General features: G+C 70.9%; 29 protein-coding genes. 14 read left to right on the top strand and 15 right to left on the bottom strand.

Annotation, left to right across the window (positions count from 1 at the left end; all coding sequences use genetic code 11):
* Nucleotides 1–66 precede the first annotated feature (66 nt).
* Nucleotides 67–717, top strand: a complete 651-nt coding sequence (locus ACFCVM_RS09805) for a TetR/AcrR family transcriptional regulator (RefSeq protein ID WP_375835984.1) — start codon at nucleotides 67–69, stop codon at nucleotides 715–717.
* 19 nt (nucleotides 718–736) lie between these two features.
* On the opposite strand, the gene ACFCVM_RS09800 is transcribed toward ACFCVM_RS09805, so the two are convergent.
* On the bottom strand, nucleotides 737–1,579 hold the full coding sequence (locus tag ACFCVM_RS09800; protein ID WP_375835983.1) for a PIG-L deacetylase family protein: 843 nt from the start codon (nucleotides 1,577–1,579) through the stop codon (nucleotides 737–739).
* A 141-nt stretch (nucleotides 1,580–1,720) separates the two neighbouring features.
* Between ACFCVM_RS09800 and ACFCVM_RS09795 the strand changes: the two genes are divergently transcribed.
* Genes ACFCVM_RS09795 through ACFCVM_RS09785 form a run of 3 tightly spaced genes read left to right on the top strand, consistent with a single transcriptional unit; the run spans nucleotide 1,721 to nucleotide 3,689 of the window.
* Nucleotides 1,721–2,077, top strand: coding sequence for a PadR family transcriptional regulator (locus tag ACFCVM_RS09795; protein WP_375835982.1), 357 nt, complete (start codon nucleotides 1,721–1,723; stop codon nucleotides 2,075–2,077).
* Nucleotides 2,074–2,865 (top strand): hypothetical protein, encoded by a 792-nt coding sequence (locus tag ACFCVM_RS09790; RefSeq protein ID WP_375835981.1) that lies wholly within the window; start codon nucleotides 2,074–2,076, stop codon nucleotides 2,863–2,865. The genes ACFCVM_RS09795 and ACFCVM_RS09790 overlap by 4 nt, the downstream gene beginning before the upstream one ends.
* The gene (locus tag ACFCVM_RS09785) at nucleotides 2,862–3,689 is read left to right on the top strand and encodes a hypothetical protein (RefSeq protein ID WP_375835980.1); all 828 of its coding nucleotides are present in this window, start codon (nucleotides 2,862–2,864) and stop codon (nucleotides 3,687–3,689) included. Before ACFCVM_RS09790 ends, ACFCVM_RS09785 begins: the two co-directional genes overlap by 4 nt.
* 52 nt (nucleotides 3,690–3,741) lie before the next feature.
* On the opposite strand, the gene ACFCVM_RS09780 is transcribed toward ACFCVM_RS09785, so the two are convergent.
* A complete protein-coding gene (locus ACFCVM_RS09780; protein WP_375835979.1) occupies nucleotides 3,742–4,128 on the bottom strand; it encodes a phage holin family protein in 387 nt (128 codons plus the stop codon).
* Nucleotides 4,129–4,274: 146 nt separating this feature from the next.
* Here ACFCVM_RS09780 and ACFCVM_RS09775 point away from each other — a divergent pair, with 146 nt between their 5' ends.
* Nucleotides 4,275–5,597: an MFS transporter gene (locus tag ACFCVM_RS09775; RefSeq protein WP_375835978.1), complete on the top strand. Its 1,323-nt coding sequence runs from the start codon at nucleotides 4,275–4,277 to the stop codon at nucleotides 5,595–5,597.
* Between the two features lie 97 nt (nucleotides 5,598–5,694).
* The gene (locus ACFCVM_RS09770) at nucleotides 5,695–6,345 is read left to right on the top strand and encodes a hypothetical protein (RefSeq protein WP_375835977.1); all 651 of its coding nucleotides are present in this window, start codon (nucleotides 5,695–5,697) and stop codon (nucleotides 6,343–6,345) included.
* 82 nt (nucleotides 6,346–6,427) lie between these two features.
* On the opposite strand, the gene ACFCVM_RS09765 is transcribed toward ACFCVM_RS09770, so the two are convergent.
* A complete protein-coding gene (locus ACFCVM_RS09765) occupies nucleotides 6,428–7,093 on the bottom strand; it encodes an SDR family NAD(P)-dependent oxidoreductase (RefSeq protein ID WP_375835976.1) in 666 nt (221 codons plus the stop codon).
* Nucleotides 7,094–7,097: 4 nt separating this feature from the next.
* A complete protein-coding gene (locus ACFCVM_RS09760) occupies nucleotides 7,098–8,567 on the bottom strand; it encodes a DUF6421 family protein (protein ID WP_375835975.1) in 1,470 nt (489 codons plus the stop codon).
* Nucleotides 8,568–8,924: 357 nt separating this feature from the next.
* Between ACFCVM_RS09760 and ACFCVM_RS09755 the strand changes: the two genes are divergently transcribed.
* From ACFCVM_RS09755 to ACFCVM_RS09745, 3 genes are all read left to right on the top strand, one after another.
* Complete coding sequence (locus ACFCVM_RS09755; RefSeq protein WP_375835974.1) at nucleotides 8,925–9,317, top strand: hypothetical protein; 393 nt, start codon at nucleotides 8,925–8,927, stop codon at nucleotides 9,315–9,317.
* Nucleotides 9,318–9,417: 100 nt separating this feature from the next.
* On the top strand, nucleotides 9,418–10,188 hold the full coding sequence (locus ACFCVM_RS09750) for a DNA alkylation repair protein (protein ID WP_375835973.1): 771 nt from the start codon (nucleotides 9,418–9,420) through the stop codon (nucleotides 10,186–10,188).
* A gap of 143 nt (nucleotides 10,189–10,331) precedes the next feature.
* Entirely contained in the window at nucleotides 10,332–10,616 is a 285-nt protein-coding gene (locus ACFCVM_RS09745) for a DUF4190 domain-containing protein (protein ID WP_375835972.1), read from the top strand.
* Between the two features lie 68 nt (nucleotides 10,617–10,684).
* Here the strand turns inward: ACFCVM_RS09745 and ACFCVM_RS09740 are convergent, their stop codons facing one another.
* Nucleotides 10,685–12,151 carry a DHA2 family efflux MFS transporter permease subunit gene (locus ACFCVM_RS09740; RefSeq protein WP_375835971.1) on the bottom strand — a complete coding sequence of 489 codons (1,467 nt, stop codon included), beginning with the start codon at nucleotides 12,149–12,151 and terminating at the stop codon, nucleotides 10,685–10,687.
* A 59-nt stretch (nucleotides 12,152–12,210) separates the two neighbouring features.
* On the opposite strand from ACFCVM_RS09740, the gene ACFCVM_RS09735 reads away from it, so the two are divergent.
* A complete protein-coding gene (locus ACFCVM_RS09735; RefSeq protein WP_375835970.1) occupies nucleotides 12,211–12,831 on the top strand; it encodes a TetR/AcrR family transcriptional regulator in 621 nt (206 codons plus the stop codon).
* Between the two features lie 45 nt (nucleotides 12,832–12,876).
* Here the strand turns inward: ACFCVM_RS09735 and ACFCVM_RS09730 are convergent, their stop codons facing one another.
* Complete coding sequence (locus tag ACFCVM_RS09730; protein WP_375835969.1) at nucleotides 12,877–13,341, bottom strand: GNAT family N-acetyltransferase; 465 nt, start codon at nucleotides 13,339–13,341, stop codon at nucleotides 12,877–12,879.
* A 73-nt stretch (nucleotides 13,342–13,414) separates the two neighbouring features.
* Between ACFCVM_RS09730 and ACFCVM_RS09725 the strand changes: the two genes are divergently transcribed.
* A complete protein-coding gene (locus ACFCVM_RS09725) occupies nucleotides 13,415–13,744 on the top strand; it encodes a GNAT family N-acetyltransferase (RefSeq protein ID WP_375835968.1) in 330 nt (109 codons plus the stop codon).
* Between the two features lie 36 nt (nucleotides 13,745–13,780).
* Here the strand turns inward: ACFCVM_RS09725 and ACFCVM_RS09720 are convergent, their stop codons facing one another.
* The 3 genes from ACFCVM_RS09720 to ACFCVM_RS09710 are packed head-to-tail and all read right to left on the bottom strand — an operon-like array spanning nucleotide 13,781 to nucleotide 16,613.
* Nucleotides 13,781–14,692, bottom strand: a complete 912-nt coding sequence (locus ACFCVM_RS09720; RefSeq protein ID WP_375835967.1) for an ABC transporter permease — start codon at nucleotides 14,690–14,692, stop codon at nucleotides 13,781–13,783.
* 9 nt (nucleotides 14,693–14,701) lie between these two features.
* The gene (locus ACFCVM_RS09715) at nucleotides 14,702–15,736 is read right to left on the bottom strand and encodes an aliphatic sulfonate ABC transporter substrate-binding protein (protein ID WP_375835966.1); all 1,035 of its coding nucleotides are present in this window, start codon (nucleotides 15,734–15,736) and stop codon (nucleotides 14,702–14,704) included.
* Nucleotides 15,737–15,794: 58 nt separating this feature from the next.
* Nucleotides 15,795–16,613, bottom strand: coding sequence for an ABC transporter ATP-binding protein (locus tag ACFCVM_RS09710; RefSeq protein ID WP_375835965.1), 819 nt, complete (start codon nucleotides 16,611–16,613; stop codon nucleotides 15,795–15,797).
* A 226-nt stretch (nucleotides 16,614–16,839) separates the two neighbouring features.
* Here ACFCVM_RS09710 and ACFCVM_RS09705 point away from each other — a divergent pair, with 226 nt between their 5' ends.
* Nucleotides 16,840–17,679: an SDR family oxidoreductase gene (locus ACFCVM_RS09705; RefSeq protein WP_375835963.1), complete on the top strand. Its 840-nt coding sequence runs from the start codon at nucleotides 16,840–16,842 to the stop codon at nucleotides 17,677–17,679.
* A gap of 6 nt (nucleotides 17,680–17,685) precedes the next feature.
* On the opposite strand, the gene ACFCVM_RS09700 is transcribed toward ACFCVM_RS09705, so the two are convergent.
* From ACFCVM_RS09700 to ACFCVM_RS09675, 6 genes are all read right to left on the bottom strand, one after another.
* Entirely contained in the window at nucleotides 17,686–18,504 is an 819-nt protein-coding gene (locus ACFCVM_RS09700) for an alpha/beta fold hydrolase (RefSeq protein ID WP_375835961.1), read from the bottom strand.
* Between the two features lie 49 nt (nucleotides 18,505–18,553).
* On the bottom strand, nucleotides 18,554–18,979 hold the full coding sequence (locus ACFCVM_RS09695) for a hypothetical protein (RefSeq protein ID WP_375835959.1): 426 nt from the start codon (nucleotides 18,977–18,979) through the stop codon (nucleotides 18,554–18,556).
* A complete protein-coding gene (locus ACFCVM_RS09690) occupies nucleotides 18,976–20,175 on the bottom strand; it encodes a serine/threonine-protein kinase (RefSeq protein ID WP_375835957.1) in 1,200 nt (399 codons plus the stop codon). Before ACFCVM_RS09690 ends, ACFCVM_RS09695 begins: the two co-directional genes overlap by 4 nt.
* A 51-nt stretch (nucleotides 20,176–20,226) precedes the next feature.
* A complete protein-coding gene (locus ACFCVM_RS09685) occupies nucleotides 20,227–20,943 on the bottom strand; it encodes a cation transporter (protein WP_375836698.1) in 717 nt (238 codons plus the stop codon).
* Nucleotides 20,940–21,275: an ArsR/SmtB family transcription factor gene (locus ACFCVM_RS09680; RefSeq protein ID WP_375835955.1), complete on the bottom strand. Its 336-nt coding sequence runs from the start codon at nucleotides 21,273–21,275 to the stop codon at nucleotides 20,940–20,942. Before ACFCVM_RS09680 ends, ACFCVM_RS09685 begins: the two co-directional genes overlap by 4 nt.
* A gap of 63 nt (nucleotides 21,276–21,338) precedes the next feature.
* Nucleotides 21,339–22,016, bottom strand: coding sequence for a TetR/AcrR family transcriptional regulator (locus ACFCVM_RS09675; protein WP_375835953.1), 678 nt, complete (start codon nucleotides 22,014–22,016; stop codon nucleotides 21,339–21,341).
* Nucleotides 22,017–22,104: 88 nt separating this feature from the next.
* Between ACFCVM_RS09675 and ACFCVM_RS09670 the strand changes: the two genes are divergently transcribed.
* Both ACFCVM_RS09670 and ACFCVM_RS09665 read left to right on the top strand, forming a co-directional pair.
* Nucleotides 22,105–22,806, top strand: a complete 702-nt coding sequence (locus tag ACFCVM_RS09670; RefSeq protein WP_375835951.1) for an NAD(P)-dependent oxidoreductase — start codon at nucleotides 22,105–22,107, stop codon at nucleotides 22,804–22,806.
* 49 nt (nucleotides 22,807–22,855) lie between these two features.
* Nucleotides 22,856–23,443, top strand: coding sequence for a GNAT family N-acetyltransferase (locus ACFCVM_RS09665; RefSeq protein ID WP_375835949.1), 588 nt, complete (start codon nucleotides 22,856–22,858; stop codon nucleotides 23,441–23,443).
* Nucleotides 23,444–23,450: the final 7 nt, after the last annotated feature.

Genomic DNA, 23,450 nt, shown 5'->3' with positions numbered 1-23,450 from the left:
GGACTCCAATAGGCTTGATCTGCCTTCCAGAGTATTCACTAACCCATTAGGATAGTCAATATGTCCATGTCGACCACGCCCTCGCGCAGCTATCGCTCGACCCTTCGGGCCGAGCAGGCTGCCGCGACCCGACGACGCATCCTCGCCGCGGCGGGCGCGAGCTTCGCCTCCGCTGGGTACGCCGGCACATCACTCGCCGACATCGCGCGCGAGGCATCCGTCTCGGTCGAGACCGTGAAGCTCAACGGCCCCAAGCGCGAGCTGCTGCTGGCGTCGTTCGAGCAGGCGTTCGCCGGGGACGAGGGGCATGAGGGCATCAACGAACGCGAGGTCGGCCGTCGCATCATGGAGGTCGGCGACCCCGACGAGCTGCTCGCCGCCTGGGCGCGGTTCGTCGCCGAGGCGAACGCGCGCGCCGGGAGGCTCTGGCGCAGTCTCGTGAGTGCCGGGACATCCGACCCGCTCGTGCGCGAGGCGCTCGATGCGCAGCAGGTGCGCCGGCACGCGGACTTCCGCGCGGCGATCGACCTGTTCGTCGAGCGGGGGATGCTCCGAGGTGACGCGCCGGGTGACGCCGAGCGAGATCGGCTCGCCGACGTGCTGTCGTTCCTCGCCTCGCCCGAGGGGTACGAGCAGCTCGTCGAAGGCGCCGGGTGGAGTCAGTCCGAGTTCGAGGCCTGGCTCAGCTCGGCGGTGAAGGCACTCGTGCTCGCCTGAGTCGAGCCGAAGCGACCGATCAAACGAGCGGATCGGCCTCGAGATCGCGCACGTGGTAGAACTCCTGGTCCCAGAGCGCGTAGATGAGCCACGTCGGCAGGATGTAGGACTCCTGCATGTAGTTCGACTGCGAGGAGTGGATCGTCCACCCCTCGTGCTTCTTCGCCACCTCGGCGCTCATCGCGTACTCGGGCTTCGGCTGGTTCGCGACGACGAACGCACCGGCCTCGCCGCCGAAGACCGAGAGGGCACCCGAGGGGCTGATCGTGTACACGAGATGTTCCGGCCCCGTGTATGAGCCGCCGGATGCCTCGAGCTCCGCGATCGCGAGCTCGGTGACCCTGCCCATCTGCATGTGATCCTTGTGGCCGGTCGCGCCGCTCTCGGGCCAGAAGCCGACGACGACATCGGGGCGCACGCGCTTCATCTCGGCGACGACGCGCGCGACGAGCTCGTCTTCATCGGCCTCGGGCACCCCGCCGTCGGGGTAGTCCCACACGACGTGCCGGTCGACGCCGAGGTTGAAGCTGTTCTTCAGCGCCTCGGCCTTGCGGATGTCGCCGAGGTCCTCCTGCCGCGCGACGACGGGGGTCTGGTGCCCGGCCTCGCCCTGCGTCGCGGTGATCATGGCCGTGTACGCCCCGCCCTGGTGGGCGCGGAAGAACAGTCCGTTGACGGTCTGCTCGTCGTCGGGGTGGGCGAAGACGCCGAGCACGCGCTCGCCGTCGAGCTCGGCGACGACCGAGTCGACGCCTTTCGCGGTGGGTTCGAAGAAGAGGTGACGACCCGCCCAGTAGGCCCCGCCGAGCAGGGCGAGGATGACGGCGGCGACGATGATGAGCGCGACGGTGCGCTTGCGCATGGGTGGGGGCTCCCGGTACGGATCCGCGTCGGGTTCGCGGATGGTGACGAGCAGGCTAACCCGAGGTGCGCCGAATTCCGAATCCTGCTCAGTATCGTGCGAGGCCTTGCCTTGGGGAAGGTATCTTCCTATTCTCATCCCATGGCGCGCAGACGTGAAGGACGGCTCGTCGACCTCGAGGTGGACATCCTCGCGGCCGGCATGGAGCTGCAGGGTGACGACGGCGAGTTCTACGGCTTCGCGCTCGCGAAGCGCATCGCCGAGCGAGCGGATGCCGCGGCGCTCACCGCGCACGGCACGCTCTACAAGGCGCTCGCCCGACTGAGCGAGCGGGGTCTGCTCGAATCCGTCTGGGAGGACGCCGAGATCGGTGCGGCCGAGGGGCGCCCGCGGCGCCGTCTGTACCGGGTCACGGGTGCCGGCGAACTCGCCTACCGCACCGAGCTCGACGCGCGTCGGGTCGCAGCTGCCGTGCCGGCGAAGGCGGCCTTCGCATGACCGTCGAGCGCATCGGCGGAGTTCTCGACGAGCGCGAGCGAGCGGCATCCGATGATCGACGCGACCGTGCCGTGCATCGCAGCGATCGCGCCGTGCTCGCGTGGGGCCGTTGGTACACGCGCGACCTGCCCGAGGATGTCGCCGCCGATCGTCTCGCCGAACTCGAGTCCGACGTCTTCGAGGAGCGGGCGGCGGCGGGCGATGCGCCGACCGCCGGTCGATCGATCGTCGGACGCGCGATCCGCGGCGTTCCCGCCGACCTCGCGTGGCGGGTCGCCCGGCTGCGCGGCGTCTCGCTGACGGCGCCGAGGGGCACGTTCCCGCTCGCACTGCCCGCACTGGCGCACGTCGCGACGGCGATGCTCGTGGCCTGGGGCGTGCTCATCGTCGTGCGGGTCGGCGCCGGGATGCTCGACGGCTCGTGGGCCGGGGCCTGGGATCTCGTCGCCGCCGGAGTCGTCGGACTCGGCCTCGCGCTCATCGGCTCGGCACTGACGATCGTGCCCGAAGCGCGCTGGCTCGGCGCGCTCTGGCTCGCCGTCGCGAGCTACGTGCTGCTCCGCTTCGGCATGTACGCGCTCATCGCCACGAGCACCACGCTCAATGCCGTCTACACCTCGGCGCTCGGCGACACGATCGTCATCAATCGCGTGCTGTCGGCCGGCGGTGTGCTCTTCTTCGTCTCGATGGCCGCCTGGTGGCTGCCGTCGGCCAGGGCCCTGTGGGCCGCACGACCCGAGCGGGCGCGCCGTTCGCCCGTCCTCGACCCGGAAGGAACCATCGCATGAACGTGCAACGCATCGCCGCGATCGCCGCGATCACGGGTGCAGTGCTCGGCGGGGCGTCCATCGTCGCGCTCGGTGCCGCCGCGTACAACGCCGGCCAGCCCCGAGCCGAGCTCGTCTCCTCCGAGGCCGACGGCAGTGTCGACCGGCAGGCCGAGCAGGCCTCGGCGGCAGGGCAGGGCGTGGAGGCGCAGGGCTCGCAGCTCGCCTCCGTCTCGGGAAGCGGCACGAACGCCGCCGACTACAACCCGTACCTGGACCCGCTGAACGACGAGTACGTCACGCCCGAAGCGCGCTCGGAATGGCTCGGCAAGCAGGTCGTCATCCGCGAGTGCATGGCTGACGCCGGCTTCGACTTCCTCGAATGGCAGTGGTGGCTCGGCGGCAGTCCGCAGCCGACCGGACTCGACTACGAGACCTCGGTCCTCTGGACGCAGGCCCTGTACGGACCCGACGTCAACCGACCGGGCGGGGGGTGCGCCGAGGCGGGCGACACGGCCGAGGCCGATGCCCGCGCAGCCGGGCAGCCGCTCGGCGCGGCGGAGACGCCCGTCGACCCCGAAGCGCCGACCGAGCGGGAGGTCTGGCTCGAGTTCCAGCAGCTCGTGCGCGACTGCATGGCCGAGGCCGGCCACGAGTACCTCTACTGGGAGTGGTGGAACCCCGACGGGGCGGGAGCCCAACCGCTGGATCTCACCGAGTCCGAGCGGGCCGAGTGGGCCCTCGCCCTCGACGGCAACGCCGGGCTCGGCGCCGCCTACCGCTGGGAGGACGCGGGCTGCTGGGGCCGCGCCGTGCACGAGTCGGGCAACGACAACATGCACTGAGTCCGCATGCTCGGTGAAGCCTCGAAGCGCTGAGCCCCGCGGATGCCGCGGCTCAGGCCTTGGCGCCCTTCGCCTTCTCCTTGAGGAAGATGAGGGGCAGGAGCCAGGTGCCGAGCGCCGTGATGATCCACACGGTGAGGGTCGCGAGCACCCAGGTCACCCAGCCGTCGATCGTGATACCGCCCGGGAAGAGCGAGGCGATGAGCAGCGCCACGAACGTCGAGACGAGGCCGATGCCGCCGAGGATCGCCGAGGCGTGCTGACGGGCGACGTTGAAGATGAACGGCCCGAGCACCGCCTGCGCGATCGTGAAGACGATGATCGCGATGAGGAACCCGCCCCACTCGATGTGGAAGTCCGGGAGGATCCACGAGGCGACGAGCAGGCCGAGGGCGGCGGTCACGAGCGAGATCGCCGTGCGGATGAGGAAGCGGATCATGCCGCGAGCGTAGCGGGCGACGGATGCCGCGTCGAGCAGCGCGCCGCAGCGGCATCCGCTCGCAGCGCGGCAACCGCTGACAGCGCGACAACCGCACGCGAACGTGACCGTGGCGGTGCACGCCCGAAGCGAGCAAGATGTGTCGCATGGCCGAACGCACGACGCGTGCGGAGACGACACCGAACCCGGCGGCGCGCCGGGTGCAGGCGACGTACTTCACCCTGCTCATCGGCAACACCCTCGCCGCCTCGTTCATCTGGGGCGTCAACACGCTCTTCCTGCTCGACGCCGGCCTCACGAACTTCGAGGCGTTCGCCGCCAACGCCTTCTTCTCGGTGGGCATGGTGATCTTCGAGGTGCCGACGGGGGTCGTCGCCGACACCCTCGGCCGGCGGGTCTCGTACCTGCTCGGCACCGTCACGCTCGCGGTGACGACCGTGCTGTACTACCTGCTCTGGGTCGCCCACTCGCCGTTCTGGATGTGGGCGATCGTGTCGGTGCTGCTCGGGCTCGGCTTCACCTTCTTCTCGGGCGCCGTCGAGGCGTGGCTCGTCGATGCGCTCGCCGCGACCGGCTACACGGGCGGGCTCGAGCGGGTCTTCGGGCGCGGCCTCGCGCTCGCCGGCGCGGCGATGTTCATCGGGTCGATCGCGGGCGGGGTGGTCGCGCAGGCCACGAACCTCGGGGTGCCGTTCCTGATCCGGGCGGGAATCCTCATCGTCATGTTCGTCGTCGCGGCGCTCGTGATGCGCGACCTCGGGTTCACGCCCGCTGGCCGGGCGCACCCGATCCAGGCGACGAAGGAGGTCTTCAACGCCTCGGTGAAGTACGGGCTCGGGCGGCGGCCGGTGCGGTATGTCATGTTCGCGTCGTTCTTCACGACCGGCGTCGGCTTCTACGTCTTCTACGCGCTGCAGCCCTACCTCGTCGAGCTCTGGGGCGACACTGAGGCGTACTCGATCGCGGGTCTCGCTGCAGCGATCCTGTCGGGCTCGCAGGTCGTCGGCGGCCTCGTGGCGCCCTGGGTGCGTCGGCGATTCCGCAAGCGCACGACGACCATCATCCTGAGCCTCGTCGTCTCGAGCCTCGTGCTGCTCGCGCTCGGCGTGAACCGCAACTTCTGGATCGCGCTCGTGCTCCTCACCGTGTGGGGGCTCGTCGACGCGGCGGCCGGCCCGGTGCAGCAGGCGTACCTCAACGACATGATCCCGTCGCAGCAGCGCGCGACCGTGCTCTCCTTCGACTCCTTGCTCGGCAGCACGGGCGGCGCCGTGATCCAGCCGGTGCTCGGCCGCTCCGCCGACCTCTGGGGCTATCCGGGGTCGTTGCTCGTCAGCGGCGGCATCCAGGCGCTCGCCGTGCCGTTCCTCTGGCTGAGCCGCAAGCAGGGGTCGCCGGCGGATGTCGCGACGGGCGAGTCGCCCGACACGCCCGAGGAGATCTCGGAGCAGGGGCCGGCGGCCGTCTAACTCCCGGGTTCGCCCCCCGTTCGGGGGGCGTGTACCATGGCTCGGACACCACCGAGCGGCCGAGCGGTCGTTCCCGAATCGCTGCGGGAGGTGCCCGATGCGCAAGACCGTCGTCTTCAGTGCCGTCGTCACGGCACTCTTCGTCGGGTCGATCTTCGTCGGCGTCGCCGCCGCCTCCACCGGCGCCCCGGTGCTCTACGACGCCCGCTCGCCGCAGCCGGTCGCGACGGGTTCGGACGCCTACGACGTCGACGCGGGCGAGGCGCAGGGCGACGCCTCCGGCGCCCCGGCCGACGGGGCCGACACCGACGACGCGCCGCTGCCGAAGCCGACGACCCCGCCCGAGGCGACTCGGCAACCGACTCCGGCTCCGACGCCGAAGCCGACGCCGAATCCCACGAGCCCACCGGTGCCCGACCCGATGCCGACGCCCGAGGACCAGCAGGCCTGGCTCGGCTTCCAGCAGCTCGTGCGCGAGTGCATGGTCGCGGCCGGCCACGAGTACCGCGAGTGGGAGTGGTGGACCACCGAGCCGCAGGATCCGACATCGACGGCCCCGGCGATGCCCGCCGGGCTCAGCGCTGAGGGCCAGGCCGCCTGGCGGCTCGCCCTCGAGGGAGACGGCGGCGAGAACGGCGGATGCCTCGGCGAGGCCGTGCGCGAAGACCAGTCGCGGCCGCCCGTTGCTGCCCCGCCGCCGCCCGCCGAGACCGAGGCGCCCGACGCCGGTCAGTCGCCTCAGGACTGACGTCGCTCGAGACGCCCCGATGCGTCGGGCGGTCGGCGCCCGGACGCGCCTGGTCGCGCCCGGTCGCGCGAACCGGTCGGCCTCAGGCCTCGGGTGACAGCGTCTCGACGCGCCCGTTCAGCTCTGCGGCATCCGTGCCCCAGAGGTCTACGACCGCGGTCGCGAGCCGGTCTTCGAGGCCGGCGAGCGCCTGCACGCGGAACGTGACCGCGGCCGCGGTGTCGCCCGCCTTGCCGAAGCCCTGTGCGAGCGAGCGCATCCACGACTCGCTCGCGGCCTTGACCGCGGTGTAGTTCGCGCCGCCCGCGGTGGGCCGCTCGACCGTCGTCGACGAGACGATCGCGATGCGGCCCGCGGGGGATGCGACGAGGTCGTCCCAGAACGCGCGGCTGACGTAGCGGAGCGCCGTGAACGAACGCTCGAGCACGCGGTAGTCCTCTTCGGTCTGGCCGGCGATGCCGCCACCGCCACGCCATCCGCCGACGAGGTGCACGACCCCGTCGACGTCGCCGACCCTCGCGTGCACGCGCATCGCGAGTTCGAGCACGTCGTCGCCGTCGGTGAGGTCGGCGCGCTCGCCGATCACGCCCGGCAGCTCTGCCTCGAAGGCGGTGAGGCGCTCCTCGTCGCTGCCGACAGCGACCACGCGGGCGCCCTCATCGAGCAGCGCGCGGGCGACCGCCCGACCGGAGGCGCTCGTCGCTCCCGCGATGAGCACCGTCCGGCCGGACAGGTCGCCTGCTGCCATGGACTCAGGCACTCGCTGCCGTGATGCCGACCGTCGACTCGATGACGGGCTTCATCTTCTTGTCGAGCGCCTCGTAGAACATCGAGAGCGGGAACTCGTCGTCCATCACGAGGTCGGTGTAGCCCTTCGGCGGGCCGGCGAGCACCTCGCGGGGCAGGCCCTCGGCCCACACGGACGCCGGGTTCGGCGTCACGACGCTCGTGACGAGGTCGTAGGCGGCGAGCCAGTGCACCGTCTTCGGGCGGTCGATCGACTTCCAGTACAGCTCGTCGATCGCGTCGCCGAGTTCGACGACCGCGTCGGGCACGGCGTCCCAGTCGAAGCTCAGGGAGACGTCCGTCCAGTCGAGCACGTGCTTCTGGTGCAGCCACGCGAACAGCAGCTGGCCGCCGAGCCCGTCGTAGTTGCGCACGCGCGAACCCGTGATCGCGAACCGGAAGATGCGGTCGAAGATCACGGCGTACTGCACGAGCTTGCCGGTCGAGCGCATCTGCTCCTCGACATCGGTGAGCTCCTCGCCGGCAGCGAGGCGCGCGTTCAGTGCGCGTTCGATCTTCACCGACTCGCGGAACGCCGTGAGGTCGCACCGCAGCTCCTCGAGCGAGTAGAGGAAGAACGGCATGCGCTGCTTGATCATGAAGGGGTCGAACGGCAGGTCGCCGCGCATGTGCGTGCGGTCGTGGATGATGTCCCACATCACGAACGTGCGCTCGGCGAGCTCCTGGTCCTCGAGCAGCGCCGCCGCATCGGCGGGCAGTTCGAGCTTCGTGATGTCGGATGCCGCGCGCACGACACGGCGGTAGCGCGCCGCCTCACGGTCCTGGAAGATCGCGCCCCACGTGAACGTCGGGATCTCGCGCATCGCGACGGTCTCGGGGAACAGCACCGCCGAGTTCGTGTCGTACCCGGGCGTGAAGTCGACGAGGCGCAGGCTCACGAAGAGCTTGTTGCCGTAGTCGCCGGCCTCGAGCTCTGCGATGAACTCGGGCCAGATCGTCTCGACGACGAGCGCCTCGACGTGCCGGTCCGACGAACCGTTCTGCGTGTACATGGGGAAGACGACGAGGTGGCGGATGCCGTCGATGCGGTGCCGCTGCGGCTGGAACGCCACGAGCGAGTCGAGGAAGTCGGGCACGCCGAAGCCCTCAGACTGCCAGCGGCGGAAGTCGACGACGGATGCCGCGAGGTACTCGGCCTCGTGCGGGAACCGCGGCGCAAGGGCCTCGATCGACTCGACGATCGCGTCGACGAGCGTCGACGCCTCGCCATGTGCATCGGGCACTGCGTCGGATGCCTCGGGCACCGAGCCGTCCTTCACCTGCAGCGCCTGGAGCGCGGTGGCCGACTCCTTGAGGCGGAGCCATGCGGCATCCGTCTCGACGCCCTCGGCGAGTGCGAGGTCGGCGGCGGTCACCGCGTCCTCGAGAACCTCGGGTTCGCCGATGATGGCGTCGATCGTGGTGTTGCTCGACATGTGAACCTCCGATCCTCGATGAGGGGTGGGTGTGCGTCTGGGACGTGCGCGGCGCGAATCGCCGTGCTCTTCAAGGCTACGAGCGGAGGCTCTGCGATTGGTTGTGCCCCGACGCGGGATTGTTGCGTGAGCGCAAGAATCCGCGGCGGAGATCGCCGTCGCACGCAGGCGTGTCGAATGAGCGACCGGGGTCGAGCCCCGTCTCGGAGCGCGTGCTGGCACTGAGTGCTGCCGGTGTGTACACGTGCCGGCCGGACCGACTGCACCGAGCCGGAGTCCGGTGCGGGTCCGGATGACGCGTCCCGCGCTGCTTCCTAACCTGAGGATTGTTCAGTTCAAGATGGAAGGAAAGAAGTCATGTACACCACGAAGACGGGAGCAGCAGCCATCGGTGCGGTGGCGCTCCTCGTCGCACTCAGCGCATGCGCAGGCGTGCGCGGCAACGACCCGGAGCCGGCCGCGGGTCACCAGCAGTCGCAGCAGCAGCTCCAGGACACGGCTCGGCGCGAGTCGGCAGCCATGCGTGCCGAGCTCCACGCCCGAGACGGCGCCGCATCCGTACCCTCGGCTGCGGTGGTCGAAGGCGTCCGTACCGCGAAGCAGGCCGAGGCTCGCAGTCATGCCGAGTCTTCGTCGGCCGCGGTGGTCGAAGGCGTCCGCACCGCGAAGCAGGCCGAGGCTCGCAGCGATGCCGAGTCGCTTCGTCAGCACCAGCTCGAGCACGGCGCATCATCGGATCGACTCCGGTGACGCGCTCGACCCGATGGGGCCCCGGCCGACGCCGGGGCCCCATCGCATGCGCGCACGCGGCGTGGGCGCGGTGGGGAGTGGGAGCAGTAGAGTGCGGCACATGTCCGACTCGCCCGCGCCGGCCCCGTCCGAGCTGACCGCGGCCGCGCTCGCCGCCGCGCTCGATGCCGCAGGCGACCCGGCGGACGCCGCGTTCCTCCAGCGCTTCTTCAAGACCGGCCCTGGCGAGTACGGCGAGGGCGACGTCTTCGTCGGCGTTCGCGTACCGGCGACCCGGGCGATCGTGAAGGGCTTCGAGCGGATGCCGCTGCCAGAGGCATCCGCCTTGCTCGCGAGCGAGGTCCACGAGCATCGGCTCGCCGCGCTCCTCGTGATGGTGCGGCAGCTGCAGCTCGCCATGAGGCCGCGCACGCGAGACGATGCCGCGGTCGCGTCGCTGCATCACGCCTACCTCGACGCGGTGCGGGCCGGGCGCGTGAACAACTGGGATCTCGTCGACGCGTCGGCGGAGTTCCTCGTGGGGCAGGTGCTCCTGGCCGACGACGGTGACGGATCGCCGCTGCTCGACGAGCTCGCGGCATCCGATGCGCTCTGGCAGCGACGGGTGGCGGTGCTCTCGACCTTCGCCTACATCAAGGCCGGCGACGGCGGGCCGATCCTCCGGCTCGCACCCCGGCTGCTCGCCGACCGCGAGGATCTCATGCACAAGGCGGTCGGCTGGATGCTGCGAGAGCTCGGCAAGCGAGTCGACCGCGGGGCGCTCACCGACTTCCTCGACGAATACGCCGCGAGGATGCCTCGTACGATGCTGTCGTACGCCACCGAGCACCTCGCCCCCGAGGCGCGCGCGGCCTTCCGCGCGCGCCGCTGACGTGACGCTGACGTGACGCAGGAAGCGACGCACGGAGTCGCACGGCGCAATACGGAGAGTTCTCTCCATTGACACCGACTCGCGGGCACTGTCAGTATTCGGTTCGGCAATTCGTCGACCACTAGAGCAAGGAAACCTCACACATGACCACTCCCGCTCCCGCCCCCGTAGCTGCAACGTCGGCGCCCGCCGAGAAGTGGAACGTCCTCTCGATCGTCGGCTTCGTGCTCTCGCTCGTCGGGTTCAACATCGTCGCGATCGTGCTCGGCTTCATCGGCCTGAACCAGGTGAAGAAGACCGGAGAGCGCGGCCGCGGCCTCGCGCTCGCGGCGATCATCATCGGCTTCGTGTCGATCGCCCTGATCGTCGTCATCTTCATCGTGGCGTTCGCAGTCGCGGCCTCGAACCCGAACATCTCGACCTACTAGGTCTCGCGGGCCATCCGCACGAAGTCCCCACACGGCGCTGCCGGTGGGGACTTCGTCGTCCATGGCTGTCAATGTACGGGATCGGCCTCGCGGATCCGGGAGCCGGGCGACGACGGCACGGCGCGCCCGGCGGGCAGCAGCAGGGCGATGAGCGCCGAAGCCAGCAGCACGGCCGCGCCGACGACGACAGCGGGCTGGGCGCCGATGCCGTAGTCGGTCGGCGTCAGCGCGCCGCCCGCCCCGGTGAAGACCGCCGTCGACACGGCGATGCCGAGCGCCACGCCGACCTCGCGCAGCATCGAATTGGTGCCGCTCGCCTTTGCGTGGTCATTCGGCTTCATGGTCGCGAGCACGGCCGTCGCCGACGGTGCGAACACGAGCCCCATGCCGACGCCCGCAAGGATGAACGGTGCGACGAAGGCGGAGAACTCGGTGGCCGCATCGAGCAACTGCGCCAACCAGAAGAGGGCGCCGGACAGGGCAACGAGGCCGGCGACGATGAGCGCGCGGGTGCCGATGCGTCCGGCGAACGCGCCCGCGAGCGGGGCGACGATCATCGGGGCGAGGGTCCACGGCGAGGTCTGCAGTGCCGCCTCGAACGGACTCGCGCCCTGCACGACCTGCAGGAACTGGATGAGGAGGAAGATCGAGCCGAACGCGCCGAAACTGAACCCGAAGCCCGCGAGGTTCGCCACGGTGAAGCTGCGGTCGCGGAAGAGGCGGAGCGGCAGGAGCGGCGCCGGCGTGCGCGCCTCCCATGCGATGAACGCGGCCAGCAGCGCACCGCCCGCGATGAGGCTGCCGAGCACCTCGAAACTCGACCAGCCGGCGTCGTTGCCGCGCACGATGCCGTAGACCAGGCCGAGGAGGCCGAGCCCGGACAGCACGAGGCCGACGACATCCGCCCGCAGTCGGGCGCCGAAGCTGTTCGGCAGGGCGACGAGTGCGAGCGCGATCGATGCGAGGCCGATGGGCACGTTGATCCAGAAGATCGCCTGCCAGGCCCAGCCCTCGATGATCGCGCCGCCGATGAGCGGGCCGACGGCGACGCCGAGACCGGAGACGCCGCCCCAGATGCCGATCGCGAGCGGTCGGCGCGCGATCGGCACCGAGCCCGCGAGCAGCGTGAGCGAGAGCGGCATGATCGCCGCGGCGCCGAAGCCCTGCGCGGCGCGCGCCGCGATCAGCTGGCCGGGATCGGTGGCGAGGGCGGCGAGGGCCGAACTCAGGGTGAAGACGACGATGCCGATCACGAAGACCGTGCGCCGCCCGAACCGGTCGCCGAGCGCGACGGCCATGAGGATCGTGCTCGCGAAGGCGAGCGTGTAGGCGTTCATGAACCATTGCAGTTCTTCGACTGATGCACCGAACTCCGAGTGGAGCACCGGCAGCGCGTTGGTCATGACGAGGTTGTCGAGCGTCGCCATGAACATCGGCAGCGCCGTGGCGACGAGGACGAGCCAGATCGGGCTCGGGCGTCGGGCGCCGGAACGGCGCTCGGCGGGACGAACTGCGGCATCGAGAGTGGTGGACACGACCGCGCTCCTTGTTGTTATCGGATGATTACTTCGAACTGTAGTAATCGACTGATAACATGTCAACCATGACGGTCGAATCGGTCCCCACGGCTCCGCGGATGAAGGCGGCCGACCGCCGCGAGCTCATCCTCGAGGCCGCCACCGCGGTATTCGGCGCGAAGACCTACGTCGGCACGACGACCGACGAGGTCGCCCGCGCCGCCGGCGTCAGCCAGCCGTATGTCGTGCGGCTCTTCGGCACGAAGGAGAAGCTCTTCGTCGAGGTCATCGAGCGGGCGTACGCGCGGCTGATCGGCGACTTCCGGGCGGCGCTGCCCGGCGCGGACGAGGGGCGCGGCGAGCGCATGGGCACCGCGTACACGGCGCTGCTGGCCGAGCGCGGCATGCTCTCGGTGATCGCGGGCTCGACCGCGCTCGGCGGAGAGCCCGTGATCGGCAGGGTCGCCCGCGCGGGGTTCAGCGCGATCTGGCGTTTCCTCCGCGAGGAGGCCGGGTTCTCCGAAGAGCAGTCCCGCGAGTTCATGGCCACCGGCATGCTCATCAACGCGATCGTCGGACTCCGCCTGACCGGCGACTACGGCGACGAGGTCTCGGCGACCGAGATCTTCGACGCGTGCTTCCCCGAGGGCGTCGCGAAGCTGCGAACCCTCATGCCGGCGGCCGACGAGCCCTGGTGATCACCGGGCAGTGAGTGAACGGATGCCGCGGCATCCGCCCGTCGGTCAGAGGGCCTTCTGCATGTGGATCGCCGCCGTCTCGTAGCCGAGGCCCTCGTAGAGGCGGATCGCCGGCGTATTGTAGCCGAAGACGTTCAGTCGCAGGTTCACCGCGCCGTGCTCGCGCGCGACCGCCTCGGCGAGCTGCATCGCGCGAGCGCCGAGTCCGCGCCGGCGGTGCGTCTCGTGGACCTCGACGTCGTAGACGTACCAGTTGGCCGGGTCGGCCATCGGGCCGACCCAGAGCCAGCCGGCGTCATCGCCGTCGGCCTCGATCGTGAAGAGCGCGTGTCCGTCGACAAGGCGCCCGCCGGGGAAGTACTGCTCCTCCGAAGCGCGCCGACCGGCGGCCGCCTGCTCTTCGGTGTCACCCGCGACCTGACGTGCCTGCTCGTACGCCGCCATCGCGACGGGCAACCAGGCAGCGGTCTCTGCGTCGGTCTTGGGGCGGAGTCGGACGTCGTCGGTCATCCGCCCATGGTGCCATGACGGTCGCCGCGTGTGGAAGGCCCGACCCTGTGCTGCCGTATGGCAGGCTTCGCTCATGACCGCCTCGCTCCGACCGCTCGATCGTTCCCGCCTTCCCGAGTGGATCGATCGCAGCGCCGCGGAGTACGCCCGCGACCTCGTCGCGACGGGCAGGTCCGAGGAGTGGGCGGCTCGCCATGCCGTGGACGGCATGGCCGACTCGTTTCCGGGCGGGGTGCCGATGCCCGGTCACGAGGCGATGCAGCTCGCCGAGGAGCATGCGCGATCGCAGGGCGCGCACTCGATCGGCCTCAACGTGTTCGCGTTCAACGCCGCCGCCCGCGGTTTGTACGAGTCGCTCGGCTACGAGACCGCCTCGATGCGGATGGCCAAGCGTTTCGACTGATCGAGTGCCGCGAGCGCCCGGCGCTTCAGGCTGCCGCTAGGCCCAGCGGCGCACCGCCCAGCGCTCGATGAGCGCCAGCACCGAGTCGGTGAGCTTGCCGAGGAGTGCCAGCAGGATGATCGCGAGGAAGATGCGGTCGATGCGCCCGTTCTGGCCCGAGTCGTTGAGCAGGAATCCGAGCCCCATCGACGAGGCGATGAGTTCGGCCGCGACGAGGAACAGCCACGACTGCGCGAGGGCGAGCCGCAGCGCCGAGAGCACCGAGGGCACGACCGCGGGCAGTTGCACGGTCGCGAACAGGGCAGGGCCGTGCAGTCCGAACGCCCGCCCGGCCTCGATGAGCTGGCGGTCGACGTGCCGCAGCGACGCCGAGACGATCGTGTAGACGGGGAAGAACGCGCCGATCGCGATGAGGATGACCTTCGAGTCCTCGCCGATGCCGAACCAGAGGATGAGCAGGGGGATCCACGCGAGCGACGGCACCGCCCGGATGCCGCCGAGCGTCGGCGCGAGCAGGACGTCGGCGAGCCGCGAGAGCCCGACGACCGCTCCGAGCGCCAGACCGACCGCGGCGCCGAAGGCGAAGCCGAGGAAGACCCGCTGGGTCGAGATCGCGACGTAGAGGCCGAGCACGCCGCGCTGGGCGAGGTCGACCGCGGCGAGCCAGACCATCTCGGGGGACGGCAGCTGCGAGAGGGGCACGAACCCCGAGGTCGAGACCCACTGCCAGATGCCGAGCAGGGCGAGGGGAATGATCGCGCCGCCGACGATGCGGAACCAGCGGCGGTCGACGAGGCGGGCCCGCGGGCGCCCGCCGTCGGGCGAGGTGACGGATGCCCCATGGCCGGCCGCGATCGACGTCGAACCACCGTTCACGGCGACCCGCACGGCAGCGCCGTCGTGGATCGCCGCGCCCGTCGAGAGCGTCGTGTGCGAGGCATCCGTCATCGTCGTCTCCTACTCGAAGCGGCTCGCGTCGGCCTTCGTGACGAAGGTGTCGTTGACGATCGTCTCGAGTGCCTCGTCGACCTGGGCCTGCGTGGCGACGTCACCGAGCTCGACGAAGATCGGGCCGATCTTCTCGAGCACGGCCACCTGGGCGTCGCCCGGCACGGGGTCGACGTCGAGGTTCGAGCGCTCCTCGATGACCTTCGTCGCGACGGCGAGGTCGAGGCCTGCGACGTCGGCGAGGATCTGCGCGGTCTCCTCGGGGTTCTCCGCGGCCCAGGCGCGTGCCTGCTCGTAGGCGTCGACGACGGCCTGCGCGACCTCGGGCTTCTCGGCGATGAACGACTCGGTGGCGTTCAGGAAGCCGTAGCTGTTGAAGTCGACGTTGCGGTAGAAGAGGGTCGCGCCCTGCTCCTCGGCGCCGGCCATGATCGGGTCGAGCCCCGACCACGCGTCGACCGAGCCGTTCTGCAGGGCGGCCCAGCCGTCGGCGTGCTGCAGGTTCTGCACGACGATGTCGTCTGCCGAGAGGCCCTCGGCCTCGAGCGACTGCAGCAGGAAGAAGTAGGGGTCGGTGCCCTTGGTCGCCGCGACCTGCTTGCCCTTCAGGTCTTCGACCGAGGTGATCGGCGAGCCGTCGGGCGCCACGAGGGCCGCCCACTCGGGCTGCGAGTAGATGTCGATCACCTGGATGGGCGAGCCGTTCGAACGCGCGAGCAGCGCGGCCGAGCCGGCGGTCGAGCCGACATCGATCGCTCCGGCGCGGAGGGCCTCGTTGGCCTTGTTCGACCCGGCCGACTGCACCCAGTTGACCGTCAGACCGGCGTCCTCGAGCCAGCCCTGGTCCTTGATGACGAGGCTCAGCGGGTTGTACGTCGCGAAGTCGATGTTGAGCGTCTGGCCCTCGAGCGAGACGGTCTCCCCGGTCTCTGCGGGGTCGGGCTCGGCCGCCTGGCCTTCGCCGGCGACGCAGCCGGAGAGCAGCAGGGCGGCGGCGGCCGCGCCCGCGACGAGCGCGGAACGGAGGAACGGGGTGCGTGGCACGGGGGACTCCTTCAATGGTGGTGGCTTCGGTGGTGGCGCCGCGTGCTGTGCGCGCCGGTCAGAACGGGTAGTGCGGGATGGTCGTGGTGGTCTCGATGCCGCGGGCGGCACCGTGACGATCGATGCCGAGGCCGTCGAGGAGACGGCCGCGCAGCTCGGCGAGCTCGGCCGAACCGCGGTCGCGCGGCCGGGAACCCGGCACGACGACGATCTGGCGGATGTCGGCGCCGGGCCGCTCGCCGTCGTCGCCGAGCAGGATGACCCGGTCGGCGAGCTGCAGGGCCTCGTCGACGTCGTGCGTGACGAGCAGCACCGTCGTGGGCGCGGCGGCGTGCACGTCGAGCAGGAGGTCCTGCATCTTCAGCCGGGTGAGCGCGTCGAGCGCGCCGAACGGCTCGTCGAGCAGCAGTACGCCGGGGTTGCGGGCGAGGGCCCGGGCGAGCGAGGTGCGCTGGGCCATGCCGCCCGAGATCTCGCGAGGCCGATGCCCGGCGAAGTCGGCGAGGCCGACGAGTTCGATGAGTCGGGCCACCTTGTCGCGGCCGGCGGACTTCGACGTGCCGCGCGGCAGCCCGAGTGCGACGTTGCCGGCGACGGTGCGCCACGGCAGCAGCCGCGGCTCCTGGAAGCCGACGGCCGAGCGCGGGTCGAAGGGTGCGACGACGGTGCCGTCGACCGTGACCGAGCCGCCGCTCGCACGGTCGAGCCCGCCCGCGATGCGGAGGAGCGTCGACTTGCCGCACCCGCTCGGGCCGAGGATCGCGACGATCTCACCCGCTCCGACCTCGAGGTCGATGTCGCGCAGCACCTGGCGGCGACCGGCCGTCGTGTCGAAGGCGCGACCGACGGCGCGGAACGAGACGGATGCCGCGGTCATGGCGCCTCCTCGACGGTCCGTGGTGGATGGGGTGCTTCGACGCTATCCATCGCAGGGAACACTGTCAGGCGGGTCCGACCCGGGACGTAATACGGGAATTCCTCGGTGATTCCGCTGATGCTCGAACTTCCTGCGACCCGGCACTCCATCCGGTCATCCCGTGTCGATGCTCCGGACGCAGCACCGCGCCGGCACGGCGAGTGCGAGCGTGGGCGAGAATGGACGGATGACGAGAACGGTTCGCGGTGCCAGTGTGCTGATCACCGGGGCCGCGGGCGGCATGGGCCGCATGTACGCCGAACGAGCGGTGGCCGAGCACGCGGCATCCGTCACGCTCTGGGACCGCGACGCGGCTGCGCTCGCCCGCGCCGTCGACGAGCTCGGCGCGATCTCGCGCGGGCGCACCCGCATCCAGTCGTACGTCGTCGACGTCGGCGACCTCGGCGCGATCGCGAAGACCGCGCAGCGGGTGCGGCGCGAGGTCGGCAACCCCGACGTGCTGATCAACAACGCCGGCATCGTGCGCGGCAACCGCTACTTCTGGAACACCGACAACGGCGACGACACCCGCACGACGATGCAGGTCAACGCGCTCGCGCCGATGTACATCGCGCGCGAGTTCCTGCCCGGCATGATCTCGAACGCGTACCGCGCGGCGCGCATCGTGAACGTCGCGAGCGCGGCCGGCACCCTCGCGAACCCCCGCATGGCGGTCTACGCCGCATCGAAGGCGGCGCTCATCGGCTGGAGCGATTCGCTGCGCCTCGAGCTCGAACAGTCCGACCACGGCAACGTGAAGGTGACCACGGTCACGCCGAGCTACATCGCGACCGGCATGTTCGCCGGTGCTCGAGGTCCGGTGCTCGCGCCGGTGCTCGATCCCGAATACGTCGTCGACCGCGTCTGGCGGGCGATGCTCGAGGGCCGGCCCCTGCTCGAGCTGCCGAGGAGCGTCCGCTTCTCACGGGCACTCCGGGCGCTGTTGCCGACGCGCGTCTTCGACCTGGTCGTCGGCGACGGCTTCGGTGTCTACCGCTCGATGGAGCGGTTCACCGGTCGGCGCTGAGCGTCGTCAGAGCCCGTGCCGTTCGAGCCAGTCGAGCAGCACGCGCGTGAACTCCTCGGGGCGCTCGACGCTCGGCAGGTGGGCGGTGTCGGCGAAGCGAGCGCCCGTCGCGCTCGGCAGGTGCGCGAGCAGGTGGTCGTACGCCGCGAGCTCGATGCTGAGGTCGTACTCGCCCACGGTGACGAGCGCGGGAACGCGGATGTCGCCGAGACGCTCGTACGCCGGCGGTTCGAGCGGGAGCACGGTGCCGTCGTCGGTCGCGTGCGCGGCATTCGGGGCGTTCAGCTCGCGCGCCCGTCGAACGAACGCGGGGTCCACTTCGGCCTCGGTGCGAGTGGGCCCCACCGCCCAGACGTCCGCCTCGAGGCGCATCAGCAGCGCCGCGTCGATCGCGGGGTCGATCGCCTCGATCTCGTCGAATCGGCGCTGCTCCTCGTCGGTGAGCGGCAGGTCGGGAAACCCGCCCGGCTCCGAACCGATCGTCATGACGCCGCGCACGCGGTCGGGGAAGGCGAGGGCGGTGTCGAGCGTGATGCGTCCGCCGCGGCTCGCCCCGATCACGGTCGCCTCGGCGATGCCGAGGTGGTCGAGCACGGCCGCCGCATCGGCGTGATTCGCGAACGGCACCGCCTCGTCATGGCGCGTGCCCCCGAAGCCCCGCGGGTCGAACCGGGCGACGAGGTGGTCTTCGGCGAGGGCGTCGATCTGCTCGTCCCACATGCGCAGCGTCGCGATGCCCGCAGGGATGAGGAGCAGCGCCGGGGCGGATGCGCGGCCCGTCGACTCGTAGCGGAGTTCGGCGCCGGGAACGGTGAGCGTGGGCATCCCACGAGACTACGCACTTGCGGGTCGCAGGTGCGCTTCGGGCGAGCGCTCAGTCGTCGTCGCCCTGCTCGTGCTTCTTGTCCTTGTTCTTGTCCTTGTTGCCGTTGTTGTTGCCCGGGCCGCGGTTGTCGTCGTCGTCCTCCGATGGCGTCGGCGTCGGCGTGACGGAATCGGCGGCCTCGGCCGCCTCGAGGTCGGCCTGCACCAGGGCGATCGCCTCCCCGATGTCGGCGGCCTGCTCCTCGTCGATGGCGCCCGAGTCGACGGCCGCGGACACGTCGTTCTCGAGCAGCGCGAGGGCGGCGATCGCGCCGAGGTAGTCGCCGCTCGCCGCTCGCTTGGCGACCTGCACGACCGAGGAGTGGAGATCGGCACTCACCGCCTCGGGAGCCTGACCGCAGGCGGCCAGCCCGAACACGAGCGACCCGGCCAGGAGGCCGGCGCCCACGGCGGTGCGGAGTCGCGCGCGCGTCATCGCGTCACCGCCTCCTCGAGCTGCTCGAGATGCACGCCGAGCTCGCCGGGCAGGGTCGGCAGCGTCTCGGTGGGAGCCGTCTGCGGCTGGGTGAGGCTCGCGATGACGGGCGGCACGAGCAGCGCGATGCCGATCGCGATGACGATGAGCAGCCCGACGGCGATCGCCGGACGCATCCAGCGTCGCGACGGGGCCGGGGCGGGCTGGAACGCCGCGGCCACGGCGCGGGCGGCGACCGCGCCGTCGCCCGCCTCGGGCGCGCCGAGCACGAGCGTGGGGGCATCGGATGCCTCGAGCACGGCCGTCGCTGCGACATCCGTCTGCGCGGTGGCGGCCATGGCCGGCGCCGTCGACAGCTGCCCGGCCGCCATCGCGACGTCGAGCGCAGTCGGTCGGGCGGATGCCTCGCGAGCGGTCATTCCGCGGAGCAGCTCGACCCAGTCGGCGCCGAGTTCGGCGGGGATCTCGGGGTCGCCCACGAGGCGTGCCGCCGTCGCCTCGTACGCCGTGCCGGGGAATGCCGACCGCCCGGTGCGCGCCTCGAGCAGCAGGAGTCCGAGCGAGTAGATGTCGGACGCGGTGCCGGGAGCGCGGCCGCCGACCTGCTCGGGGCTGAGGTAACCGGGGGTGCCGACGTACGCGCCCGTGCGGGTGAGGCGCGCGTCGTCGATGAGCCGGGCGATGCCGAAGTCGGCGAGTTTCGGATTCCAACTGCGGGTCGGCAGGTGCGAGGGTGCGAGCAGCACGTTCGCGGGCTTGACGTCGCGGTGCACGATGCCGCGCGCGTGGATCACGTGCAACGCCTCGGCGAGGTCGGCGGCGAGCCACGCGGCATCCGCTGCGCTGACGGGGCCGGCCTGCAGGGTCTTCCGCAGGTCGCGGCCGTCGACGAGTTCCATGACGAGGTACTCGCGATCGATGCCACGGTCGTGCGCGGCGTCGTAGAGGCGCACGAGCGCGCGGTGCTCGACGCTCGCGAGCAGTGCCGTCTCCGAACGGCGGCGCGCCGCGTCGTCGATGCCCTCGGCCGCTTCGGCGAACACCTTCACGGCGACCCGGCGACCGAGGCTCAGGTCTTCGCCGCGATAGACGCTCGCCATGCCGCCGCGGCCGATGAGTCCGTCGAGGCGGTATCGGCCCCCGAGCGTCACGCCCGTGAAGGGGCCGTCTGCGAGGAGGTCGGGGGAGCTGGTCACGTGTTCGAGCGTATCGCCGCAGGCTGGGAGGCGGAGGAACTGCGGGCCCGCTCAGCAGCAGTCGTCGGACTCGGCCCCGCGCTCGCCCGTCAGCACCGAGACCGGCACCGTGCACGCATCGCCGCGCCAGGCCTCGACGCCCTCGCGTACCGCGAACGCGGCGATGACGAGGGCGGCGACGGAATCGGCCCACGCCCAGCCGAGCAGGCTGTTGAGCAGGAGTCCCGCGAGCAGCGCGGCCGAGAGGTAGGCGCAGATCAGGGTCTGCTTCGAGTCGGCGACGGCGGACGCCGAACCGAGTTCGCGCCCGGTGCGGCGTTCGAACCACGACAGCAACGGCATGATCGCGAGGCTCACCGCGGCGAGCACGATGCCGACGGGGGAGTGCTCGGGCTCCGACGCGCCGAGCAGCGCGCGGGCCGCGTCGATCGAGACGAAGAGCGCCAGGCCGAAGAACGAGACGGCGATGAGGCGCAGGGCGGCGCGTTCGCGCCGGTGCGGGTCGGGGGCCGCGAACTGCCAGGCCACCGCGGCGGCCGAGAGCACCTCGACGATCGAATCGAGGCCGAAGCCGATGAGGGCCGCCGACGACGCCACGGATCCCGCGGCGAGGGCGACGATCGCCTCGATCACGTTGTACGTGATGGTCGCCGCGACGATGAGCCGGATGCGTCGCACGAGCACGGTACGGCGCTCGGGGGCGAGCGGGGTGAGCGGGGTGAGCGGCCCGGGTTCACCGGGTCCGGGCGTGAGCGGCACCGAAGTCATGCGCAGGTGCAGTCGTCGCTCGAGCAGCACGCCGGATCGACGACGAGCACGAGTCGGAGCAGGTCGCCGAGGGCCGGGGCGAGGTGATCGCCCGCGAGGCGGTACGAGGTGCGCCGCCCGTCGGGCACCGCCTCGACGAGGCCGCAGCCGCGCAGGCAGGCGAGCTGGTTCGACATGACCTGCCGCGAGACGCCGAGCGACTCCGCGAGGTCCGACGGATACGCGGGCGCTTCGCGGAGCGAGAGCAGGATGCGGGCGCGGGTCTCATCGGAGAGCGCGTGCCCGAGGCGCGCGAGCGCCGCGGTGTGGGTCAGGGTCGCCGTCTCGGTCACATCGACGACGATACAGAGGATCGTGTATTCACGAAAGGCTGTATCGACCGGGAAGTCCGCTCGTCAGGGGGTGTCGGGTCCGAGTCCGTCGAGAATCAGCGCGAGGCCGAACTGGAACTCGTCGTCGGCCGAGGGGGCTGCGACGCCGGCGTCAGCTCGTTCCCGGGCGATCTCGGCGAGATGCGGGTAGTCGGCGACCGGGAGGCTCGCGATCAGCTCGGCCGCCGCGTCGCCGAGATCCCGGCCGTCGCGAAGCGGGAGGCTGGCCTCCTGCAGCAGGCTGCCGTAGACGTAGCTGTCGAGCGCCGACACGGCGTGCACCGACATCGTCGTCGAGAACCCCGCCCGGCGCAGGGCACCGAGCACCGTGTCGTGGTGGCGCAGCGTCGCCGGCCCCGGCGTGCTTCGCGAGTCCAGCATTCCGATCGCCCATGGGTGTCGCTGCAACGCCGTGCGGGTCGAGACGGCGAGGGCGTGCATCTCGCCTCTCCAGTGGCCCGAGGCATCCGGGAGCCCGATCTCCGCGAACACGGCATCGACCATGCCGTCGAGGAGATCGGCGCGGTTCGCCACGTGGTTGTAGAGCGACATCGCTTCGACGCCGAGCGACGCCGCCACGGCCCGCATCGTCACACCTGACGGGCCGGCGGTGTCGGCCAGTCGGACCGCTGCCTCGACGATGCGCGCTCGATTCAGCGGCGTTCGGCGGGTGTCCCGGCCGGCCTCGGTGGGAATGTTCATGCGTGTGCTCCGTTCGAGGCTTGCGCTACTTACAATGTAAGTATACGGTACTTACATTGTAAGTACACGTGCGAGGGCGGAGCAGGACATGACGGCAGGCAACCGCAGAGTCGCGATCATCGGCGCGTCGGGCAAGCTCGGCCAGCACATGGTCAGGCTTGCGCTGGACCGCGGGTTCGAGGTCGTCGGCGTCTGTCGAGAGCGAAGCGTCGGCAAGCTCGGCGACCTGTCGAACCGGATCACCGTTGTGCCCGGCGACACCGACGACCGGCAGGTCATCCGGAAGGCGATCGCCAGGTGCGACGGGGTGCTCGTGGTGCTGGTTCCCTGGGGCGTCCGGCAGTACGCTTCCGGCACCGCGCAGGCGGTGCTCGATTTCGCGGAGCCCGGGGCGCGCCTGATCTTCTCGTGCGGGTGGCACGTTCCGCGTGACGATCGTGATCAGTACTCGCCGTCGACCCTCCGCGCGCAGGCCGCGATGACGAAGCTCATGCGTGCGCTGCGCATCATGGACATCGACGACCAGGTCGAGGCCGCTCGCCGGATCTACGCGAGCCGCACCCGGTGGACCCTGGTGCGGGCGAGCACGCTCGAGGAGGGCGAGAGTCAGGGGCTCCCCGTCTGGACCGATCACGTCGGCGACCCCGTGCTCGCGAGCGACCGAACCCGACGGGTCGACTACGCGCTCTTCATGATCGAGGCGCTGTCGAACGACGCCCTCGTCGGGAAGGCACCGGCGATCGTCGGGCGCCTCACGCCGAGCGCGCTCGCACACGCGGCGACGTCGTGACGTCGGGTTCGCGGCCATCGCAGATCGAAATCAGAGAGGGGCACCGCCAATGACCGAACCCGGAATCCGAGCACGACTCGCCACGTCGCGCGACGCCGCAGTGATCGTCGAACTGTGCGCGTCGGCATTCGACGATGACGCACTCACCGGGTGGATCCATCCCGACCAGCGCTCCCGCCTCGAGATCCTGCGCTTCATGTTCGACGCGTCGCTGCGCGAGGCGATCGCGTCCGGCAGCGTGATCACCGCGGCGGTACCGGACGGCATTCCGCTGGGTGCGTCGATCTGGCAGCACTCGTCGAGCGTGATCACAAGTGAGATCACCGGACGCGATCCGCTGTCGCAGCGAATGCGCCTGCTCCAGCACGCGACCGACGCGAGGCGCCCGCGATCGCCGCACGTCTACCTTCCGTCGATGGCCGTGCACCCGGCACGACGGGGAAGCGGCATCGGCGGCATCATGCTCGCCGCGGTCATCGACCGAGCCGAGACGCAGCAACTGCCCGTCTACCTCGAGGCGTCATCGCCCGACAATCGTCGCTTCTACCTGCGTCACGGGTTCCGCGACCTTGGAACGCCGATTCGTGTTGCCACCGACGCCCCGGCGCTGCAGCCGATGTGGCGAGCGCATCGCTGACACGAGA

Source organism: Agromyces sp. NPDC056389, assembly GCF_042262385.1.
Taxonomy (GTDB): Bacteria; Actinomycetota; Actinomycetes; order Actinomycetales; family Microbacteriaceae; genus Agromyces.
This window is presented reverse-complemented; position numbering and strand designations above follow the sequence as displayed.